Genomic DNA, 17,229 nt, shown 5'->3' on the forward strand with positions numbered 1-17,229 from the left:
CAGTTATTGGATGGAGGCTGTCACGACTTGGCTGCCTCAATCCAACGCTGGTAACTCTGCTCAGCATGAGCCGGATTCTCAAGCTTCGGTTTTGAACGCAAAGCGAAGGCCTTTTCAGCCAAGGTCTCCAGCCGCTCTGCTGCTTTCGGTAGCCAGCCATTCTTGATCGCCCAGAGCTTGATATTCTCTGCCGGCTCTTGGTGGTTACGCGAGCGCAGGATTCTAAGAATGCGTTTAGCGTGATCATCATCGGTGGCGTTCAGGACGGGGGTGCTTCGGTTGATCACTGAGGTCAGAGACTTCATGGCGTGCTCAACGATCGGATCGGCAATGAGCTTGATCGCGGGGGCGGCAGACTTCCCAAATTTTGTGTGCTTGCCCAGCACTTGGGGTGACCAGGTTCTATTCCAATTTTCAATTGCATCGGGCGTCCATGGGACAGCCACGACAGCCACCAGGTTTTGCAGCGAATCGATTTTGTCCATCATATCCTGGCTGGCAAAGATGGCGATCAGCACGGATGGTTTGGATACCCATTTCAAGGTCTTCATCGTTTCGCAGCGCATCTGGGCGCCGCTCGGCAATATCACGGGCACTCCTTTGACCAGCCTACTGTGCATCGTTGTCCCTAGCGCCTCATGGAGGGCGCCAGAGGTGAGTGATGCTTTGGCGGGCACCAGGAAAGTGACATCAAGCGTGCTGGAGGTTTCGCAGAGACGGTCTGCAACCTTGACACCTGCCAAGATGTGCACAGGGCTCTGATTGGTATCGGGTAGGAATAGCCGCTGAACGTTGGGCATCTAGTCTTCCTTGTCAAAATGGTCGTCACGGGCGTGAGTCGGATCAGGGTTTCGGAGCTTGTCTCGCTTCATCTGATAGATCAAGTGATGGAGTCGAATGCACATCGGTTGGTGCTGGCTGAATGGTCGAATTCAGACGACCCATGCAGGCCGTTCTGGGCTCGTGGTTTAATTCACATCTTGGCGAAAGGCAGCGGATAAGAGAGGGGCTGATGGATAAGGATCAAGATATGGAAATGGTTACGGACGCCCCTAGCAGTGGGCGTGAAGCCGATGTCCCACCGTTGGCTTCGGATGATCAGGTCATGGCAATTTTGGAGCACTGGCGCAGCGCATGGACTGACCTCAGTCGCACTGAGGCGGTAATTGCTCAGGGCCCGAGTTTTGTCCTCTGGTATTCCGATAAAAACGGCACTGCGAACCCGGGTGGATTTTTCCCTGCTGATGAGCTTAATCAGCTAATACCGCTAGAGGAAGTACGCGAAGCGGTGCGTGAGCAGCTAAGGGAGATCGATCATGCCCGCCAAATGACAATCGTGCTGTTATTCAGGAATGAGATGGGAGTGCAACCAGCGATAGCAGCGATACCCAAAACTGCAGAGTGCAAGCCGCAAGTCTGGTTTGAGATGACCAAGATCCGGAAGACCCGCATTGCTCAGAAAGTCTGGATACCACTTCGCGCTGCCTCAGTGATCTCTAGGGAGGGAGAGTACGGCTACGAGGGGTACCTTGAAGAGTACCTCGGTGTCGGTTCGGTGATGTTTAACCTTGCTCATCGTGAGCAGATTCATGAGCTTGGTTGGAGCGATATTGGTGGGAACACTTTCGCTGGCGGTTTCGAAACTGAGTATGTCTGGCCGAAACCCATTTACTCTACGGACGATGGTCACCCAGAAGACCTTGCCCAAGAGTCGCAAGGTGCCGTAGACGAGCCGGGGAAATTGTTTGCGTCTATCCGCGTACCCTTCACGAATCTGAAACTGTCTTTGAATGCGATACCGAGCAAATCGCTACCCGCTCATCCAGTTCCCCTTGAGAACGAGCCAGAAGCTGAAAGTCCCGCAGAGCCTCAGCGAACCATGACTTACTCCAGGGCCGGTGATTGGCGTAGCCATCACGGTGGCGCTGTAGGCACTGGCTTAGTCATTGAGCAGTCGTTTGATGGTGAGGCTCCCAGCGAGTGGCATCTCCATCAAGATTTTGTGATCGCGCTGGGCTTGCAGCGGCAAGGGGATAGCTGGCTTCGACCTGCCGAAGGCTATCAGGAGGTGGTGAGGCTATCGCGGGATGAGGCCGGGAATCCCGTTCTTTTGGAGGTACGGTCGGAGTACCTTCGCGACTACCTAAAAGCACATGGGATGTATTTGTTGGTCTCTAGCTTCCAAAGTCGACGTCAGATCGTATCGGATGCCTCTCATATCAAATGGGCTTCAGGGTATGTTGAGGAGGTGGCAGGGGAGGATAAGTGGGAGGGCATCAATCAGGCTATCCACGAAGGGGGTAGTCATTACGGTTCCTCTACCGCTGTTTTCCATGCATCTCGCACCGATGTTGACGCCGAAGATGAAGTGCCTGTGTTGGGCCTGCCAACTGACGACTCTGTGGTGTCCAAATCTTGGTCGGTCAAGCATCAAGGAAGGAAGCTCCACAGTTTGAGCGGTTCGCTGTGGAAAACCGACGTGGTCGAACCAGCCCGGGTCAGTGAGCGGGTATTGAATGAACCACCACTTGCGAAAGTGGACTTTGCGGTTGATGGCTCCGGGGAGCGGGTCGATGGTGCTGAGCTACGGGATCGTGGCTGCTGGCTATGGTTCCGACCGACCGTCACGACTCTGCTTAGCAGTTATCGGGGTTTCTCTTTGAGCTGGTATACCCGTGACACGGGCTCCATCGGTATTTCGCAAGGGCACAGTGTGCATTTCGGCCTTAATGATCTCGGGCTAATCAATGTCTACGCCAAGGACATCGGGCTGCTTCCATTATGGCAACAGCGAGTATGGGCAGGAGCGAACGTGGCGCCAGATGGGGGCGTTTCAGAAGAGCTACTGGCATCGCAGGCAAAAGCTGACCCCGCCGACACTCAGGCCCCAGAAGCGAGGTTGCGACCTGCTTATGATGCGGTCAATGCGGAATTCGAGAAGCTCACTGGTAAATATTTGTTTGCCCAGCACCACGCTATCAATGACATCTTCGGTCGAATTCATCGTTTCCGTGCACTCGAACCAACGGGCGTGTTGGAACTGGCTAAAGACCTGGCTAGGGTCACTGTGGAGTCGCTGGATGGAAATGGCCTTTCAGTCATCGCCGCTCCGCCAGGCAAAATGAAGCCTGGATCGGTCAAGCATTTGGAAGCGGTGTTGCAGAGTGGGGTGACCCAGGATGAGGCGAGAGCACTGACCAAAGTGCTAGTGGGTATCAATGAGCTCAGGCAGGCAGATGCTCATCTACCATCCTCGGAGTTTGCCAAAGCGTATGGCCTGGTCGGAATCGATCAACAAACAGACTTGGACGTGGTGAAGGGGCGTCTGATGCTTGAGTCGCTGGTGGAGTCGTTGGTGCAGATGGCGGAGGTCTTTTCTCGATTACCCCGCAAGAGCAGATAGGCCTAGCCGGTGCCGTCCCAGATGTGGGCAACTCTCTCTGAAGGAATTTGTGCAGGACGGGTTGCGTGGTGGCCACACCAATCGAATAGAAACGTCATATTCAAGAAGGAGCTTGTTTTGGTTGAAGCTGTGGTTGTGGAGCGCATTCTCTGCGTAGTGGACAGGTGCCTGAAAAGCCAGTTCCCTGACGATTATTACAAGCGTTGCCTGTACGCGTCGTTCGGCATACATAGTCTCCTTCAGGCCATGGGGTACAGCCCTGCGGTAGTAGGAGGGAATTTTTTAGCGTTCGTCGTCTCGCGAGATGAGCGTCAAGCAGCCATGCAGGGCTATGGATCTGACTCTGCTGAGCACTCTCACTACTGGGTTGAGCTCAACGGCTCGATTATTGACCTGGGTACCTACTATTTGCCTGTTGGTTCGAGCTTCGTTGCGTCTGATATGCCAGCGTTGTTTTGGGATACCGCGAATCTCATGCCCAAAGCGTTGAGATACGCTCCTGAAGCCCGCTACGCATCAACGGAGACGTCGCATTTTGAACCGCAGATCGAGGAGAGGATGACAGTGTTCATTGCGGCTTGTCATGCGCGTATGAAGCAGCCCCTCGTCAAACCGAAACTTGGGAGGTGGCTCGCGACAACGCCATCATCATTTCAGAAGGCGGCAAGCAAAGGGGATGTGTGGGCTAAATCTGTGATTCGGTATCAAAGCATGCCGGCTGAACGTCAACCTATTTGAAGTATCCGGGCAGGTGGGCTCCCGGGGGGGCCATCCGCTTTTTTCACTCCCAATAATCCCCTATGCCCATCTACGCTTTCGACGTGCCCAGCTCGTCAAAGGGACGGATAGCTCGTGCGTTATCGAGCCAGTCCTCAGGGTCTTCAAGTTTCTCTCTAACGTAGTCGCCGTCGCGATTGCGGTAGCCGAAAGCTAGGTGCCGCAGATTTTCACGGTGGATCATGTAAGCCGCCGTGACCCTAGCCTGACAGGCATACTCTGCTCCATCGAAAACGGGGGCGAGCAGTCCCATCCTGGCCAGCGTGAGCTCTGTCTGCTCTCGCACAAACTCGACGAAAAGTTGCTGAGGGTCTGCCACCTCCGCTTTTAGCTCCTTGGGCCGACCATCTTCATGTTCCAGGCCGTAGAGGTAAGCCGTCTCCTGAGACTCCACAAACAATACATCCTTGAAAATCCGACATGCTCCTCCGGGCTCGCAAGCCTTAATGTCAGCGAGCCAAAGCTCGTCATGCTGGGAGTCTGGGAAACGCCCTGCGAAACGCGGGTTTGAGGCTGAGTAGATGGTGGCTGGTGTGATGCTGTCCTGCATGGTTGCGCTCCAAAAGATAGCGTCGAGTGTGATCCGTCATCGAGTGTAGTTACTTATGGGGACGACCAATGACTACTACTCTGAAGATGAGCTTGGGCATTGAGGTATAGGCTGATATCTGACCCATCACGAACGACGCGTTTTAATGGCAAGCTAGGCGTTCTCTTCCGGGGCTTTGCAGGCTTTGAGCTTCGAGCAGGACAGCCCATTCGCTCTGCGCAATATAGGAGATAAGCCATGCCTCTCGGTTACGACCCAAATGCCCCCAAACAGGCACTCAATCTTTTGGTCAACGGTGACCTACTGGACAGGGCAGTGGTAATGGATCTGAACCTCTCCGCCGTCTTAGAAAACGCCATAGCTGAAGCTGTCGCCCGGTGTCGTGACGGTGAGCAAGGCCTTGAAGAGAACCCGGGAGCCGTACAGGACGAATCCCTGGCTCAGATTGACCCCAATGTGCTGACTGCAGCTGTTGGCATTTTCGGAAACGCGACTCATGCGAAAAAGTGGCTGACCACCCCAGCGCGGGCGTTAGGCAACAAGCGCCCAGCAGAGGCGGATGTCGAAGAAGTCATGGATCTGATAGGGCGTATAGAACACGGCTTTGGTGCCTAGCAAATCGTGTCTGATCTGGCGGCTGTAGTAATGCCCGAATCACCTCCACCCATAAATCGCTCACAGGTCATGCCAATGCCTCTGGACGGTGGATCTTGGGAGTCCTAATTCTTTCGCCGTGTCTATCTGCGTTAGCCCTTGGCTTTTCAGCTTCTGAACACGCACGCGCGTAGCGGCGGCGCGAATGCTCGTCGGGTGCGTGCCATCCACATCCAGTGCCGATGAAGGTGGAATTTGATCAGCCAGCCCGAGGTTTTGCAGTTCGCTGAGTGCCTGAAGCAGCACAGCCCTGGGTGATTCCTGCGAGTCAGAAGCTGTGGCAACGGCTATTAGCGCAGCGGGGGAGAGGTCGAGCATACGAGCTAGATCTGCTGCCACTTTTAGCGTTGGCGTGGTCTTCCCGCTTTCCAGCTGACTGATATGGGACGCAGCCACGGTGCCGCTGAGATCCTTTTGCTTAAGACCTTTCACGAGGCGAATGGCGCGCAACGCTGCGGCGAAGCCATTTTGAATAGACATTGAGCCGTCTCAAAAGGAGACGGTATGCCCCGTTTGCTTGAGCCCAAACAAATCTATATATTGATCGTGGTGGGTTTTTGGGGTTTTTGCGGCTAGCTCATGACGCTCCAGTCGTACGGCGTTCTAGCTACCGGGTCACTGGGGCACCGGGCTGCGATGGATGCCAGCTGCTCAAAGTCAGCGCTCCGCTCGCGTGTTTCCTGCGGCGGCAAATTAAGACTCAGATTGCTTTATGTGCAGGGTAGGTATTAAGGAAGCCTAGGATGTCAGAGCTGAGGAAAGTAACAGTTACCGTCAAGAATTATGAATTTCACTCATCTCAAGACTGCGCCCGCCTCTACAAGCAGGTTCGCTTCTTGGATGGCTCAGGCAAGATTTTTTACTACAAAAACCTAATCATTCCTAAGTACCTTGAAGGCAAAGGCGCGTTTGTATCTGATGTGCCAAGGACGTGGTATGTAAAAAATATTCATAAATCCGCCGTTGTGCTGGTCGCGTTTGAAACCAAAAACGGTACGGTCGAATATGACCTTGACGAAGTTCGTCAATTGTCACGATCCGGTTTTTGGGCTGGAATTCTGATTGGCGTCGCGTCGATTCCAGCTGGCATCGTCATTTCGTTTGCAACTTTTGGTGCGGGGCTTTTGCTGATTCCATTCGGCCTATACCAGGCTTACAAGCAGGTTTTCAGGATCCCAGCGATCCTGAGTCGAAAGCGGCTGCTGGAGGACTTTTCCCAATTAGGAATCAGTGTGGGTGAGGGGTGGTCGCGCTAGACGTCTGATGCAGTGGGTGGATGTAGCCGTCAAAGGCTACGAACGCATCCACTGAGTGCGCTGCTTTCTGATCGACCACCTGCCTCCATAATTGAAGCACCATCAGCATGGAGATACTCAGCTTCTGAGTACTCATCATTCACCCTGATTCGAGGGTCATCCAGGATCAGCCGCTCTACCCAGGCCGGGTAGAGTATGGCGCATGGTCAGCTTTAACTAGCTCAATATAGCGATAAGCCGTCAATTGGAAGGCCATACAGAAGCCTCTCAGCAACTCTATGGTCGGCCAGGCAAGCCTCCCTGTCCCAGGCAAAGGTTCCTGAATGAAGATCCTGATTTACTCGGATTTGCATAACGAATTCGATCGCTTTATCCCTCCGGCTCTAGACGTCGACCTGGTGATTTTGGCAGGGGATATCGACCTGCTGAACCGAGGTGTGAGGTGGGCCAATGAGACGTTCAGCAGTGATGTGATTTATTGCAGCGGCAATCACGAGTTTTACAAAGGCCATCTCACGCGCACTCGCGAGAAAATGGAGACAGCAGCGGCCTTGCATGTTCACGTCCTGGATAACCAAGTCTGGACGTCGAACAACGTTCGGTTTCTGGTCGCGACGTGTTGGACAGATTTCAGTGGTACTGGGGATGTGATGGCCGCCTCCAGTGCCTGTGTGCGGGGTCTGAACGATTTTCGAATGATCCGTACAGGCAGTGAGTATCGACGTATCCGGCCTGCAGATCTCATCGAAATGAATCGTGCTTCATACGAGTTTCTCCGCGAGCAGCTCGCCACCCCCTTCGGTGGCCAAACCGTAGTCGTAACCCATCACTGTCCGATTCCTGAGGCTTCCGGGTCAGAGTATTCAGGGCACTTGAGTGCTGCCTATTTCAATCGTTGGCACGCGCTCGTTGATCAGGCTGATGTCTGGATTTTTGGGCATACCCACCATGCGATCGATCGGTCTTTCGGACGGTGCCGGCTGATCTCAAATCCGCGTGGGTATCCATCAGAAATAACCGGTTTTAACCCGTGCAAAATTTTGGAGATTTGAAGTGTTGAACGACGCCAGGTGCTCAGTGAACGACGAGCCCCCTATCCCCCTGAAAGTCTTGGCTGCGAAGCGTATCAAGTGGGGTGTGATCATCGATGCCTACTTGATCGATGTCGCGAGGGTAGGGGCACGCTACTCGGCCATGGCTTTCTCGGATCGCTCGGGCCTCATTCAGGACGGAGAGACAGTCGCCACCCCGCCGGCAAAGACTATCGATGAGCAGCAGGGCTTTGTATTACTCCAGAGCCTTTGTGGTCGTGATCATTACGTCGTCGTGAATTGGCTCGAAGCCGGTGAAGCCAGTATTCGTCCCAGCCCATAAGGTGCTCTGTTTGAATCAGGTGAGACAGGAAGTAGGGCATAAGATTTCGGCAATCGTCTTCGACGGCTTCGGTACTCTTGTTCGCATTGGTCAACGCACCAACCCCTACAGCGCTTTGTTCAGAGAAGGCCGCCGTCAGGGGGTGGCGGTATCACCTGACAGCACTCATTTCGCAATGACGGCGAACCTCAGTTTTGACCAGGTAGCTGATCATCTGGGAATTGAGCTTTCTTCTTCGAAGCGAGCCGAGATGAACGATGCGTTGGGCAAGGAACTGGCATCTATCGAGCCATATCCAGATGCGCTTGAGGCGATTGACCAGTTGCTGCAAGCAGGGGTGGCCATTGGTATTTGTTCGAACCTTGCCCAGCCCTACGGCCCTGCGATCAGGAAAGTCTTTCCGCACGTCCAGTGTCACGCTTTTAGTTTCGAGCTGGGTGTCATGAAGCCTGACCCTCGTATCTATCTGAGTATTTGCCGCGAGCTGGGGGGGGCGGCTAGCCTCGATGGGTTTGAAACAACCCGAGAAAATGACCGAGTGGTGATGATTGGCGATTCCAGGAAATGCGACAGAGATGGCCCTAGAGCTGTGGGAATCGAGGGGTATCACTTGGATCGGTCAGGGATGGGGCAGATCAGTGACCTCATGCAATTCGCCAACTTGGTCACCGAGCGCAATCGCGCCATTTGAGCAGCAACCATTGAATGATCAGAGCAGCCCAGAGCTCAGCACAGAACGCCCTTAGTGGATTACCCATTCAATCGACTCTATTCCCTAATTGAGCTCACTTGATCAGTCCTGCGCATAGACTCTGAGCCCAGGTTGGCATGAGCTTGCTGAACCTGACACTTCCTCGATTCACCCCGGTCAGGCTAATAGTTGTTTCAGGGCGTATGCTGGCCCTATGAAATCGCACGTTTTCTGCCTATCTTTGAGCTGGATCTGCCTCTGCCAGGGACTGTGCCATGCTCGAAAAAATTGTTCTCCGCAATGTTTCCAGTTACTCGCCTCATGCTGCCGTTTCGATTGCTCCGCTCAAGCGCGTGAGCTTGTTCTATGGCCAGAACGGTACAGGCAAGACCACAATCGGTAATTTCCTACAGGCCCCAGGTGACGACTGTTATGGCGTCTGCGGGGTGGAGCCGGTCAAGGCCGGTCGTGAGGTGCTGGTCTACAACCACCACTTTATGGAGAAAAATTTCCAGGAGGCCGCGTCTCAGCCAGGTGTATTCACGCTCAACGAGGGTAACATTGAGGCCAAAGAGGCATTGGCAGCCGCAGAGGCATCCATTGCAGATTTAACGGTCGCCCATGATGCTGAAATGGAGAAGGGGGTTAGCAGTAAGAAGATTCATGACGCTGCTTACGAAGTACTGCTGGATAGTGTTTGGAAGCCGAAGCGAGAGTTTGATGGGAGTGCACTGGCCTATTGCTTCAGTTTGCTCAACACGAAGGAGCGATTGCTGCAAGCCGTTCGCAACGTGCCGCTGGTGACCTCTACCGATACTTCCCAAGGGCTGTTGGCTGAGGCGGCTGCGTTAAAAGAGACCAGTGATCAGGAGATGCCGGGCATTCCGCCGCTGGCGTTTCAAGTGCAGAGCCTGGAGGGCGATCCGATTCTGCAAGAGGTCATCACCGGATCAGGTGACTCGTACCTTTCCGCGTTTATCCAGCAGTTGGGAAATTCTGACTGGGTCAAGCATGCTCTGCGCTATGAGACAGAGGCGCACGAAAAATGTCCTCTTTGCCAGCAAGTCCTGCCACCGGATTTCTACGCTGAGGTTCGGAAGGTCTTCGACAAGACCTACGAGGAACGCCTGGATGTGCTCCGACAACTCGAAGTCCGGTACCGGGACGGGGTCGAGAAATTTCTACGTCGATGCGAAGCCCCGGAGTACCAGCCCCAAGCGATCAGGCTACATGTCACCAAGCTGCAGGCGGTGTTCCAAAAAAATCTGCAAGCCATCGCCGAAAAGGTCGCCAGTCCATCCTTGATTACGACTCTGGATTCCACTGCCTCACTGATGGCCAAGTTGAATGGCGAAATCGCGGCTGAGCAACAGAAAATCGACGAGATCAACGCCAAAATAAAGAACCGAAAGCAGCATTAAGACAGCATCAAGCAACGCTTCTGGAGCTGGTACAGGGGGGCGTGCAATGCGTTCATCGTCACGTTCGACAAAGTCGAGAAGGCCCAAAGCCGCATACGCCAGGCGGCCAAAGATGAGGTGCAGAACCTCAGAAGTCTTATCCAGGAGCAGCAGGAAGTCGTGCGGACGTCCAGAGCGTCCATCACCAATACCGACCAAGCGGTCGAGAACATTAGGTATTGGTTGCGAATGCTGGGTCTGAAAGGCTTTGAGCTGATCAAGCAGGAGGGCTCTGTGCCCCAGTATCGGCTTGAGCGCCCAACCCAGACAGAAGGGGTGTTCAAGACCCTCAGCGAGGGCGAGAAAACGCTGATCTCATTCCTCTACTTCTTGGAGGTCTGCAACGGAGAGATGGGCTCTGGGGCTGGGAAGCTTAAGAGTGACCGGATCATTGTCATCGACGATCCGATTTCGAGTCTTTCCCATAACTACGTCTATGATATCGCTTCCTTGATCAGGCGCCAGGTGCTGTTGCCGAAGGAGCGCTTCAAGCAGGTGATCATCCTGACGCACAACCTCTTCTTCTTCCATGAGATGGTCAAGCTGTTGAAAGAGGATGGAGAGAAAGCATTTGCGCTGTTCCGCATCACCAAGTCCGAGTACAGCTCGGTGGTGGCGATGGAGGAGCGAGAAATACAAAATGACTACGAGGCCTGCTGGCAGACCATTAAGGATGCCCTACAGGGGAGGACGTCTCCCAATGTGTTGCCAAACATGATGCGCAACATCTTGGAGTGTTACTTCAGCTTCGTGCACCAGACATCGTCACTGCGCCAGGCGCTGATGAAGCTCAGCGAGGACAAGCCAGAATTCAGGGCGTTTTTCCGTTACATCAACCGTGAGTCCCATACGGACTCTATCAACATCACGGACTTCGGTGAGATCGATCCTGCCACTTTCATCGACCGCTTCAAGGACGTATTCGTGGAAACGAATTTTGAAGCGCATTTCGACAAGATGATGGCGTGAGGTTGTTAAGGGGAATGGAGGAACGCCGGTTAGAGGTAAGGGGGCTTTTACCGAGGCAAATGCTGGCCTTTTCACGCCGGCTCTCCACTGATAGCATTACGCCTGCAGCTACCACCAAAGGACTCTCCTTCCTGCCTGGCACTCATCTGCTCGCTTTGCACGTGGCGTGTAAAGGCTATCAGCGGCCCGCTGAGATCAGATGGAGAATACGCCATGACCGATCATGGAAAAGTTGTTCTGGTTCGCCAGTACAACCGTTTCCGGCTTGGGCAGTGGGAGATCGTGTGCACGCACATGCGCTCCCTTCCGCGCCGTTAATTGAACGTACCTAGGTGGTAGCTGCACTCTCCCTATCACGCTCCTTCCTGTGCCAGCTTGACTATCATCTGCGCCTGGGCCCAGGCTGACCTTCTTCTGGAACTCGGCGACAGCCTGCTCAAATTGCACATCTGAGAGCTTCTGAGCGCGTCGGTAAAAATGGCCTTTTTTGGGGGCAGTATCGTACAAAGTATCCATTGGTGCGCGTACCCTGTCTTGGACGGTGACGTACGGTGCTGCACATGCGGACATTACACGATTTTCTACAATCCGGTTTTCCGGTCTCCGCCCGCCCATTGAGGTGGCTCCGACGGCATGTATGCCTGCGACCAAATGCCAGTCACAGCGGCTATTTCCCCGCATACAAGGTCTGAAGGTTTGAAGTCACCCGCTCCTACGCGGGCCTTAGGTGAACACGTGCTGTGCGCTTCAGGGGTTGGTTAGTTGCCATAGGGGTTGTTAACTCCTATGACGTGCCCTTGGCGGCTATGGAGCTACCTGGCTGGATTCTTCTATGAGGGTCTCCAGGAAATCGAGCACATTTTCGGAAGATATGAGGTGCAGATGCGGCGGCGTTCCTCCGCCCCGTATGCACATTCCAACGAAGTGAAACTTTTCTCCAAACCTTGCAAACACAGGCCCTCCGCTCATCCCATTCAGGTCAACAGACGGAAGATGTTGGTCAAGCTTCATCGAGTAGATGTCGTCCGTGAGTGGTCGGGCGGTTAACAGCCCGGACGCGACGAACGGATGTTCCTCAATGTCGAAATTTTCGGTGTCAATATTGTCCTCAAACTCTGGGTAGCCCACGGCATAGACCCGCTGACCAGGACTTATCTCCGAGACCTTTCGGCATAAGCCATCGAGATTCCATGACCACCACTCGATACCAGGTGCGGTACTGGCAACATCGATCTGCCATACGAAGACATCCTCTGAATCGTCTTGAGAGTCTTCTGCACCTTTGAGGGGGTGTCGTCCTGCATGGACTGGCAAAATGTTCTTGGACTCAGCCAGCACTAGCCTGAAAATCGCAGGATCTATTCCGTCGACGACGTGTTTAGCAGTAATCGCGAATTGTCGTCCTTTGTAAATCACTACAAAAAGCGATCCTTTACCGAATCGGGCGTTATGCATACACGGTTTGCCCGGCAGCGTTTGCCACAAGACCGGACGCGTGCCTGTCAGCAATGCGCTGTCTATTTCTGCCCACGCTGCTTTTTCTGCAAACTCTCTCCAATGAAGTGCCTCACGCTCAAACTCTTCCTCACTCATGCACAGCTCTTCTGCGTTACTGGCTGTGAGTAATCGATCAAGTTCGAAGATGGCAGGGCTATACAACCAATCCGCTGCGTTTTTAAAGTCGTTGTAGGCCAACCGATCGGCCCTCCCAACCCATCGCATGGCTTTGCCGTAAGCGTCGATACCTAAGCCTGCTTGCTTACCGAGTAAAACAGTGCGGTAGGCCTCGTTGTCTGATTTTTCTGCCTGCTCTATCAGGAAGGGCAGTGATGCCTCGTCAATGCTCCTGTATCGCTCAACATAAACTTCCGGCTCTTCCAAGATGTAATTGCGCTGTGGAAGAAATTGCGGGGTGCTCAAAGTCTAGGCTCCTGATCCTCCCTTAAGGATCACTGAAAGGGGGGAATTTCTACGGTTCTGTTTATGCGTGCTTCATTTCGGGGGGCATTGTACTCAAGTCGGGGCGGGTTGAGACCAGCCCGGCCATGCAGACAGCGCAGCTTTGCTGCAGTTCTTTGCCAAGCTGATCCTGGCCTACCTCAGCCTTACAATGCTGTGTCCACTTAGCTGTACTCGTCGGGTTCAACCCAATTAACGAGCTGTACGTCTGTGTGAGTGGTCAAGGCTGCAATTTTCTTTATGCCTGCGACTATACGGGGGGCGCTTTGTGCAGCACTAGCCTTGGCGCCCATGACCAAGATTTTGGCGGCCTATGTAGCTACCACCACCATTTTGCCGAGAAAGATGACTGAGCCGGCTACCGGGCTTTCTTGAACGGTTTGAAAAGCTTGTCGGGAACGATGTAGAGGTCGCCATTTGCGCGCGAGCAGGCCACGTACAGCTTGTTTCGAGTCTGTGGATTGGCTTCGTGTAAATTGCCATTGCGGTATCGTTTCCAGGTGTCGGCGCCTAAAACGACACAGACGTGCTCGAAGTGATCCATGCCTTTGCTCGCTCCCCAGTTGAGCGAGTGGCAATCGTATTTGTCGTGTTCTTTCAAAAAGAGCTTCACGACGTTTGGATCAGCGTGAAGGATTGCGGCTTGTTCAGGTTCTTCGATCGTAATGATCTCACTGACCCGCTCCTGCTGCGCGCCCATGGTGATCTGCAGCTTCGCGTTGATGAAATCGCAGACGGTTGTAGAGCACCGCCAGCTGTGCCCCAAAGTGGTTTTGTCCACCTTGATTCCGGCGTCACGGAATCGTTTCTCGTACTTGTTGATGTCGTCATGCAACGATTTATTAACCGAACCGTCCCGGCTGGTGTCGTAAGTATGCTGATAGAAGTCACCAACAAAGGTCATACCCGCCTTTGCTTTCGAGATATCCAGCAGTAGGTTGAAGTCGTGGCCGGCGAAATCCTGTACCTCGTCGACGTATACACAGTCATAGAAACGCTCGATCCGCGCGCGTATGGCCGGTATGCATTTCCTCATCTCCAGCAATTTAGCCAGGCGGTTGTAGTAGAGCCTTCGACTGGCATCCCTAAAGCGCGCCATATCGCTGAGCGGCGTCCGAGGGTTGGTTGGCAGTCGAAAGTTCATGCCCCGAGTATTCAGCTCTAATTGCAGCAGTGGCCGGTAACAAAAACCGTGCAAAAAGGAGAAGTACGTCATGACGGTAATGTTGGGCGGAATCGTCCCGAATTTTTGGATGATGCGGTGTCGAAGTTGGCGATAGTTGTTCTCGGTATAGGTGACGATCAGGGAGCGCTGATCAAGGCTCAGGCGATCAATCACCAGGCTGGTTTTCCCGGATCCGGCAACCGCGAAAATCACGCTCTTATCCACTGGATCGCCTCCTGGATGTAGGCAGGTGCGACGAGTTCTTCTGGCTTCTTCGTAAGGAGCTCGAACGCCACATCCGCCTTGTTTTTGAGCATGTAATCCTGAACCGTTAGGGTCTTGCGTGCGCCCCCGAATAGGCCGTCACAGATTTTCTGGTTATCGAGGTAAAGGCCGATCTCGAACGTAGAGCGCTCATTGCTCTCGTCAGCGAAAATCCGGGCACCGTCGTACAGGCTGGCCTTGTAATTCTCGACGCAATTCTGCTGGTGATCATGGTCGTTGTCCCGGATTGCCGCGACTCTGATCCCAAGGAGCTTGCCGAGCTCTAGATAGCGTTTGAAGCTGGTACCACCGATCGAGATGATGTGGACGTTGTCTGACTGCGGAGTGGTTCCCGCGTGCTTGTTGTAGAAGTGTTCCAGAAGGATGAATTCGGCATCCCCCTCGACCAAAATGACCCTGTTCGACAACGCAAACTCAAGCACATTGTTGTCCGGGGCCTTCATGAAGAATTCGGCAGTGGACTCCGTCAGATCCTTGAGCCGGCCTGCCTTTTGTTCGGTTCCCAAGAGTAGAGCTCGACGAAGATCGAGTCGTGAGCAGATGTGACTACTGTGGGTGGCGATGAAGAGTTGAGTTCCCTGGGTGCGGGTCAGACGCTCTACCAGGCGCTTCATGTTCGTGTGGCTCAGATGGTTCTCGGGCTCTTCGAGCAACAAGGCGTGTAGGCCACCTCTGGCGTCATGCTTCTGCAGCGCAAAATTGGTCTTGATGAAACACTGCTCGCCCTTACCACGGTTTTCGATTGGGATCCCTTCCTTGGTGATCACAAGGTCAGTTTCCAGATTCGAACGCACGCTGGTTCGCAACGCGAACTGGTACTCGCCCAGCGTGGCATTCAGCTCCTTGAGATTGTCTTTTTGGAAGACTTCCTTGCCCTGACGGTATTGGTTTTCGAGCCGATGGCGGTCTGGCACCTGGGTGTGGAAGCCGAACACTGTCCGTGTATATTCCCGCGCGGCGTACTCAGTGTCGATTCGAGAGCTGTCGATGAGCAGGTGCTTCAGAGGCTTTCGATAGCTGACGTGGGGTGCCCCGGAGAAGGTGGAGAACTGCACCGCATAATATTCGTATGGAAAGCTCTCTTTGTTGTCCCGAAGCAGTTCAAGAATGGTTCCGCCGAAATCCTCCACCAAAGGAACGATGGCCATGCGCAGGCCATCACTGTCTGCCCCCGTCGAGTTCTGGCGTCCGTACAGGCCTTGGTCATCACCCGCCTCAAGAAAAATGTCCACTATCACCTCTGGCAGCAAATCGAGGCGAGCTGGGCCTGCCAGAAATTTCCTTACTGCAGATTGGTTCAGTAGTGCTTCGTAGCCGATGGTTTCGACCCGGCTGCGACTCGCACTAAATGCGAGATCAAGGGCCAGTAGGACGCTACTCTTGCCCGTCTCATTGTCCCCGATCAATACGTTGGTGCCGGCATCAAACTGAAGAGTCAGATCGCCAAAGCTTTTGAAATTGTGCAGCACGAGTTTGGTGATGGCCGGCATGAGCGTTTCCTGTTTGACCTTAGGCAGGGGGGTAAGCGTTCATCAGTCGATTTTGGAGACCTGGGCTTTCAGAACCATGGTCAACGTCAATCTGCGTTTAGTGAGGGTTTTGAAGCGTCCCTCCCTAGGGGCTTTTTCGGGTGCGGTTGTGGAGTGTTTCCACATGCCCAGAACTACGACCTCATCGTCCTTTTCAATGCCTTTGAGCCATGCTGGATCCCTGGCCCAAATGCTCACCTCCAGGCCAATGCCATTTTCTGCGTCATCCGGATCGACTCGGAACTTGTTCATCTGCAGGTTGATAACGTTCTTGGTTTTGTCACCCCTGATTTCAGTCCTGACGCTGCTCACCGCACCCTGAATCGCGACGGGATGTTGAACGGCGTTGTGCGACACTGCGTAATACGCTTCCGCATGGCGCTCCGGTTCGAAATAGAACTGATTCCAGGCGACCTTCACATTGCCCTCAAACACCAGCTCCAGATGCTGTTCAATGTCCTGATCTTTGTCACAGAGTGCGCGGAGCTTCAGAGCTCTCTTGGCGGAGTTGATGTACGCAGGAAGAAGATTTGGGTTGTGGGTGTAAGTCCGACCCGCTGTCGCCCGAGTGCCCCCATCATCCTTGAAATTACGACCACCTTTTTCCAGGGCTTCCTTGATCATGACCAGGCGCATCCGGTAACGATTGTGTTGGATGCTCTCGATCAGGTCTTCGGAGGTGCTGGCAATCTCGTTAATTTCCTCGTCCACACCGAATCGACAATTCGCGGCATGAGCACCTTTGGGATAGAGGCGAAAATAGCCCTGGACGAAAACAGACTTGTCATACATTTCACGGGTGTACGGTGGGTTGTGAGCGACTGGCGTACCGCATTTGCATTGAAGAGGCTCGGCACCTGTGCCCTTGGTGTATGTGTCTGCTTCCCATCTATCGCCGTTCTGGTCGAAGGCATGATCCATTTTGATGCCCATACTCACTCCTCATGTCAAAGGCGGATCCGATTCCATTTCATATCGAGCCTGAAGCGGCGGTCGCCCTGTTGGCGACTGCGTGGTATCCGATACGGTTGCGCTCCTGATCTCGGCGTCTAGGTGCCCGTTTTATGGCTATAGGCCACCAGTGTACTGATCGAGGACTAGCCTGCAAGCATGGGTTTTCCGCATTCTGAGCCGCTGTCCATCCCCGAAAGTTTTAG

General features: G+C 53.8%; 14 protein-coding genes and 1 pseudogene. 8 read left to right on the forward strand and 7 right to left on the reverse strand.

Annotation, left to right across the window (positions count from 1 at the left end; all coding sequences use genetic code 11):
* Positions 1–20 precede the first annotated feature (20 nt).
* Positions 21–800, reverse strand: a complete 780-nt coding sequence (locus QR290_RS11195; RefSeq protein ID WP_289204908.1) for a hypothetical protein — start codon at positions 798–800, stop codon at positions 21–23.
* 212 nt (positions 801–1,012) lie between these two features.
* On the opposite strand from QR290_RS11195, the gene QR290_RS11200 reads away from it, so the two are divergent.
* Both QR290_RS11200 and QR290_RS11205 read left to right on the forward strand, forming a co-directional pair.
* Positions 1,013–3,403, forward strand: coding sequence for a hypothetical protein (locus QR290_RS11200; protein ID WP_289204909.1), 2,391 nt, complete (start codon positions 1,013–1,015; stop codon positions 3,401–3,403).
* 117 nt (positions 3,404–3,520) lie between these two features.
* Positions 3,521–4,141 (forward strand): hypothetical protein, encoded by a 621-nt coding sequence (locus QR290_RS11205; RefSeq protein WP_289204910.1) that lies wholly within the window; start codon positions 3,521–3,523, stop codon positions 4,139–4,141.
* Between the two features lie 70 nt (positions 4,142–4,211).
* Here the strand turns inward: QR290_RS11205 and QR290_RS11210 are convergent, their stop codons facing one another.
* Positions 4,212–4,730, reverse strand: a complete 519-nt coding sequence (locus tag QR290_RS11210) for a hypothetical protein (RefSeq protein ID WP_289204911.1) — start codon at positions 4,728–4,730, stop codon at positions 4,212–4,214.
* A gap of 237 nt (positions 4,731–4,967) precedes the next feature.
* Here QR290_RS11210 and QR290_RS11215 point away from each other — a divergent pair, with 237 nt between their 5' ends.
* Positions 4,968–5,345 (forward strand): antitoxin Xre/MbcA/ParS toxin-binding domain-containing protein, encoded by a 378-nt coding sequence (locus QR290_RS11215; protein ID WP_289204912.1) that lies wholly within the window; start codon positions 4,968–4,970, stop codon positions 5,343–5,345.
* Between the two features lie 60 nt (positions 5,346–5,405).
* Here QR290_RS11215 and QR290_RS11220 read toward each other — a convergent pair whose 3' ends face one another.
* The gene (locus QR290_RS11220) at positions 5,406–5,864 is read right to left on the reverse strand and encodes a helix-turn-helix domain-containing protein (protein WP_289204913.1); all 459 of its coding nucleotides are present in this window, start codon (positions 5,862–5,864) and stop codon (positions 5,406–5,408) included.
* Positions 5,865–6,127: 263 nt separating this feature from the next.
* On the opposite strand from QR290_RS11220, the gene QR290_RS11225 reads away from it, so the two are divergent.
* From QR290_RS11225 to QR290_RS11245, 5 genes and pseudogenes are all read left to right on the forward strand, one after another.
* The gene (locus QR290_RS11225; protein WP_289204914.1) at positions 6,128–6,640 is read left to right on the forward strand and encodes a hypothetical protein; all 513 of its coding nucleotides are present in this window, start codon (positions 6,128–6,130) and stop codon (positions 6,638–6,640) included.
* Positions 6,641–6,963: 323 nt separating this feature from the next.
* Entirely contained in the window at positions 6,964–7,692 is a 729-nt protein-coding gene (locus QR290_RS11230) for a metallophosphoesterase (RefSeq protein WP_289204915.1), read from the forward strand.
* 25 nt (positions 7,693–7,717) lie between these two features.
* Positions 7,718–8,014: a hypothetical protein gene (locus QR290_RS11235; protein WP_289204916.1), complete on the forward strand. Its 297-nt coding sequence runs from the start codon at positions 7,718–7,720 to the stop codon at positions 8,012–8,014.
* A gap of 19 nt (positions 8,015–8,033) precedes the next feature.
* Positions 8,034–8,705 carry an HAD family hydrolase gene (locus QR290_RS11240; RefSeq protein ID WP_353739151.1) on the forward strand — a complete coding sequence of 224 codons (672 nt, stop codon included), beginning with the start codon at positions 8,034–8,036 and terminating at the stop codon, positions 8,703–8,705.
* 275 nt (positions 8,706–8,980) lie between these two features.
* Positions 8,981–11,134: pseudogene (locus tag QR290_RS11245) on the forward strand (AAA family ATPase).
* Between the two features lie 804 nt (positions 11,135–11,938).
* Here QR290_RS11245 and QR290_RS11250 read toward each other — a convergent pair.
* The 4 genes from QR290_RS11250 to QR290_RS11265 all read right to left on the reverse strand — a co-directional run bounded on the left by QR290_RS11250 (position 11,939) and on the right by QR290_RS11265 (position 17,005).
* Positions 11,939–13,054, reverse strand: coding sequence for a hypothetical protein (locus QR290_RS11250; protein ID WP_289204918.1), 1,116 nt, complete (start codon positions 13,052–13,054; stop codon positions 11,939–11,941).
* Positions 13,055–13,451: 397 nt separating this feature from the next.
* The gene (locus QR290_RS11255) at positions 13,452–14,483 is read right to left on the reverse strand and encodes an AAA family ATPase (RefSeq protein ID WP_289204919.1); all 1,032 of its coding nucleotides are present in this window, start codon (positions 14,481–14,483) and stop codon (positions 13,452–13,454) included.
* On the reverse strand, positions 14,468–16,033 hold the full coding sequence (locus QR290_RS11260) for an ATP-dependent nuclease (RefSeq protein ID WP_289204920.1): 1,566 nt from the start codon (positions 16,031–16,033) through the stop codon (positions 14,468–14,470). The genes QR290_RS11255 and QR290_RS11260 overlap by 16 nt, the downstream gene beginning before the upstream one ends.
* A 42-nt stretch (positions 16,034–16,075) precedes the next feature.
* Complete coding sequence (locus QR290_RS11265; RefSeq protein ID WP_289204921.1) at positions 16,076–17,005, reverse strand: hypothetical protein; 930 nt, start codon at positions 17,003–17,005, stop codon at positions 16,076–16,078.
* Between the last annotated feature and the right edge of the window lie 224 nt (positions 17,006–17,229).

It is taken from the genome of Pseudomonas fluorescens (assembly GCF_030344995.1).
Classification (GTDB): domain Bacteria; phylum Pseudomonadota; class Gammaproteobacteria; order Pseudomonadales; family Pseudomonadaceae; genus Aquipseudomonas; species Aquipseudomonas fluorescens_BF.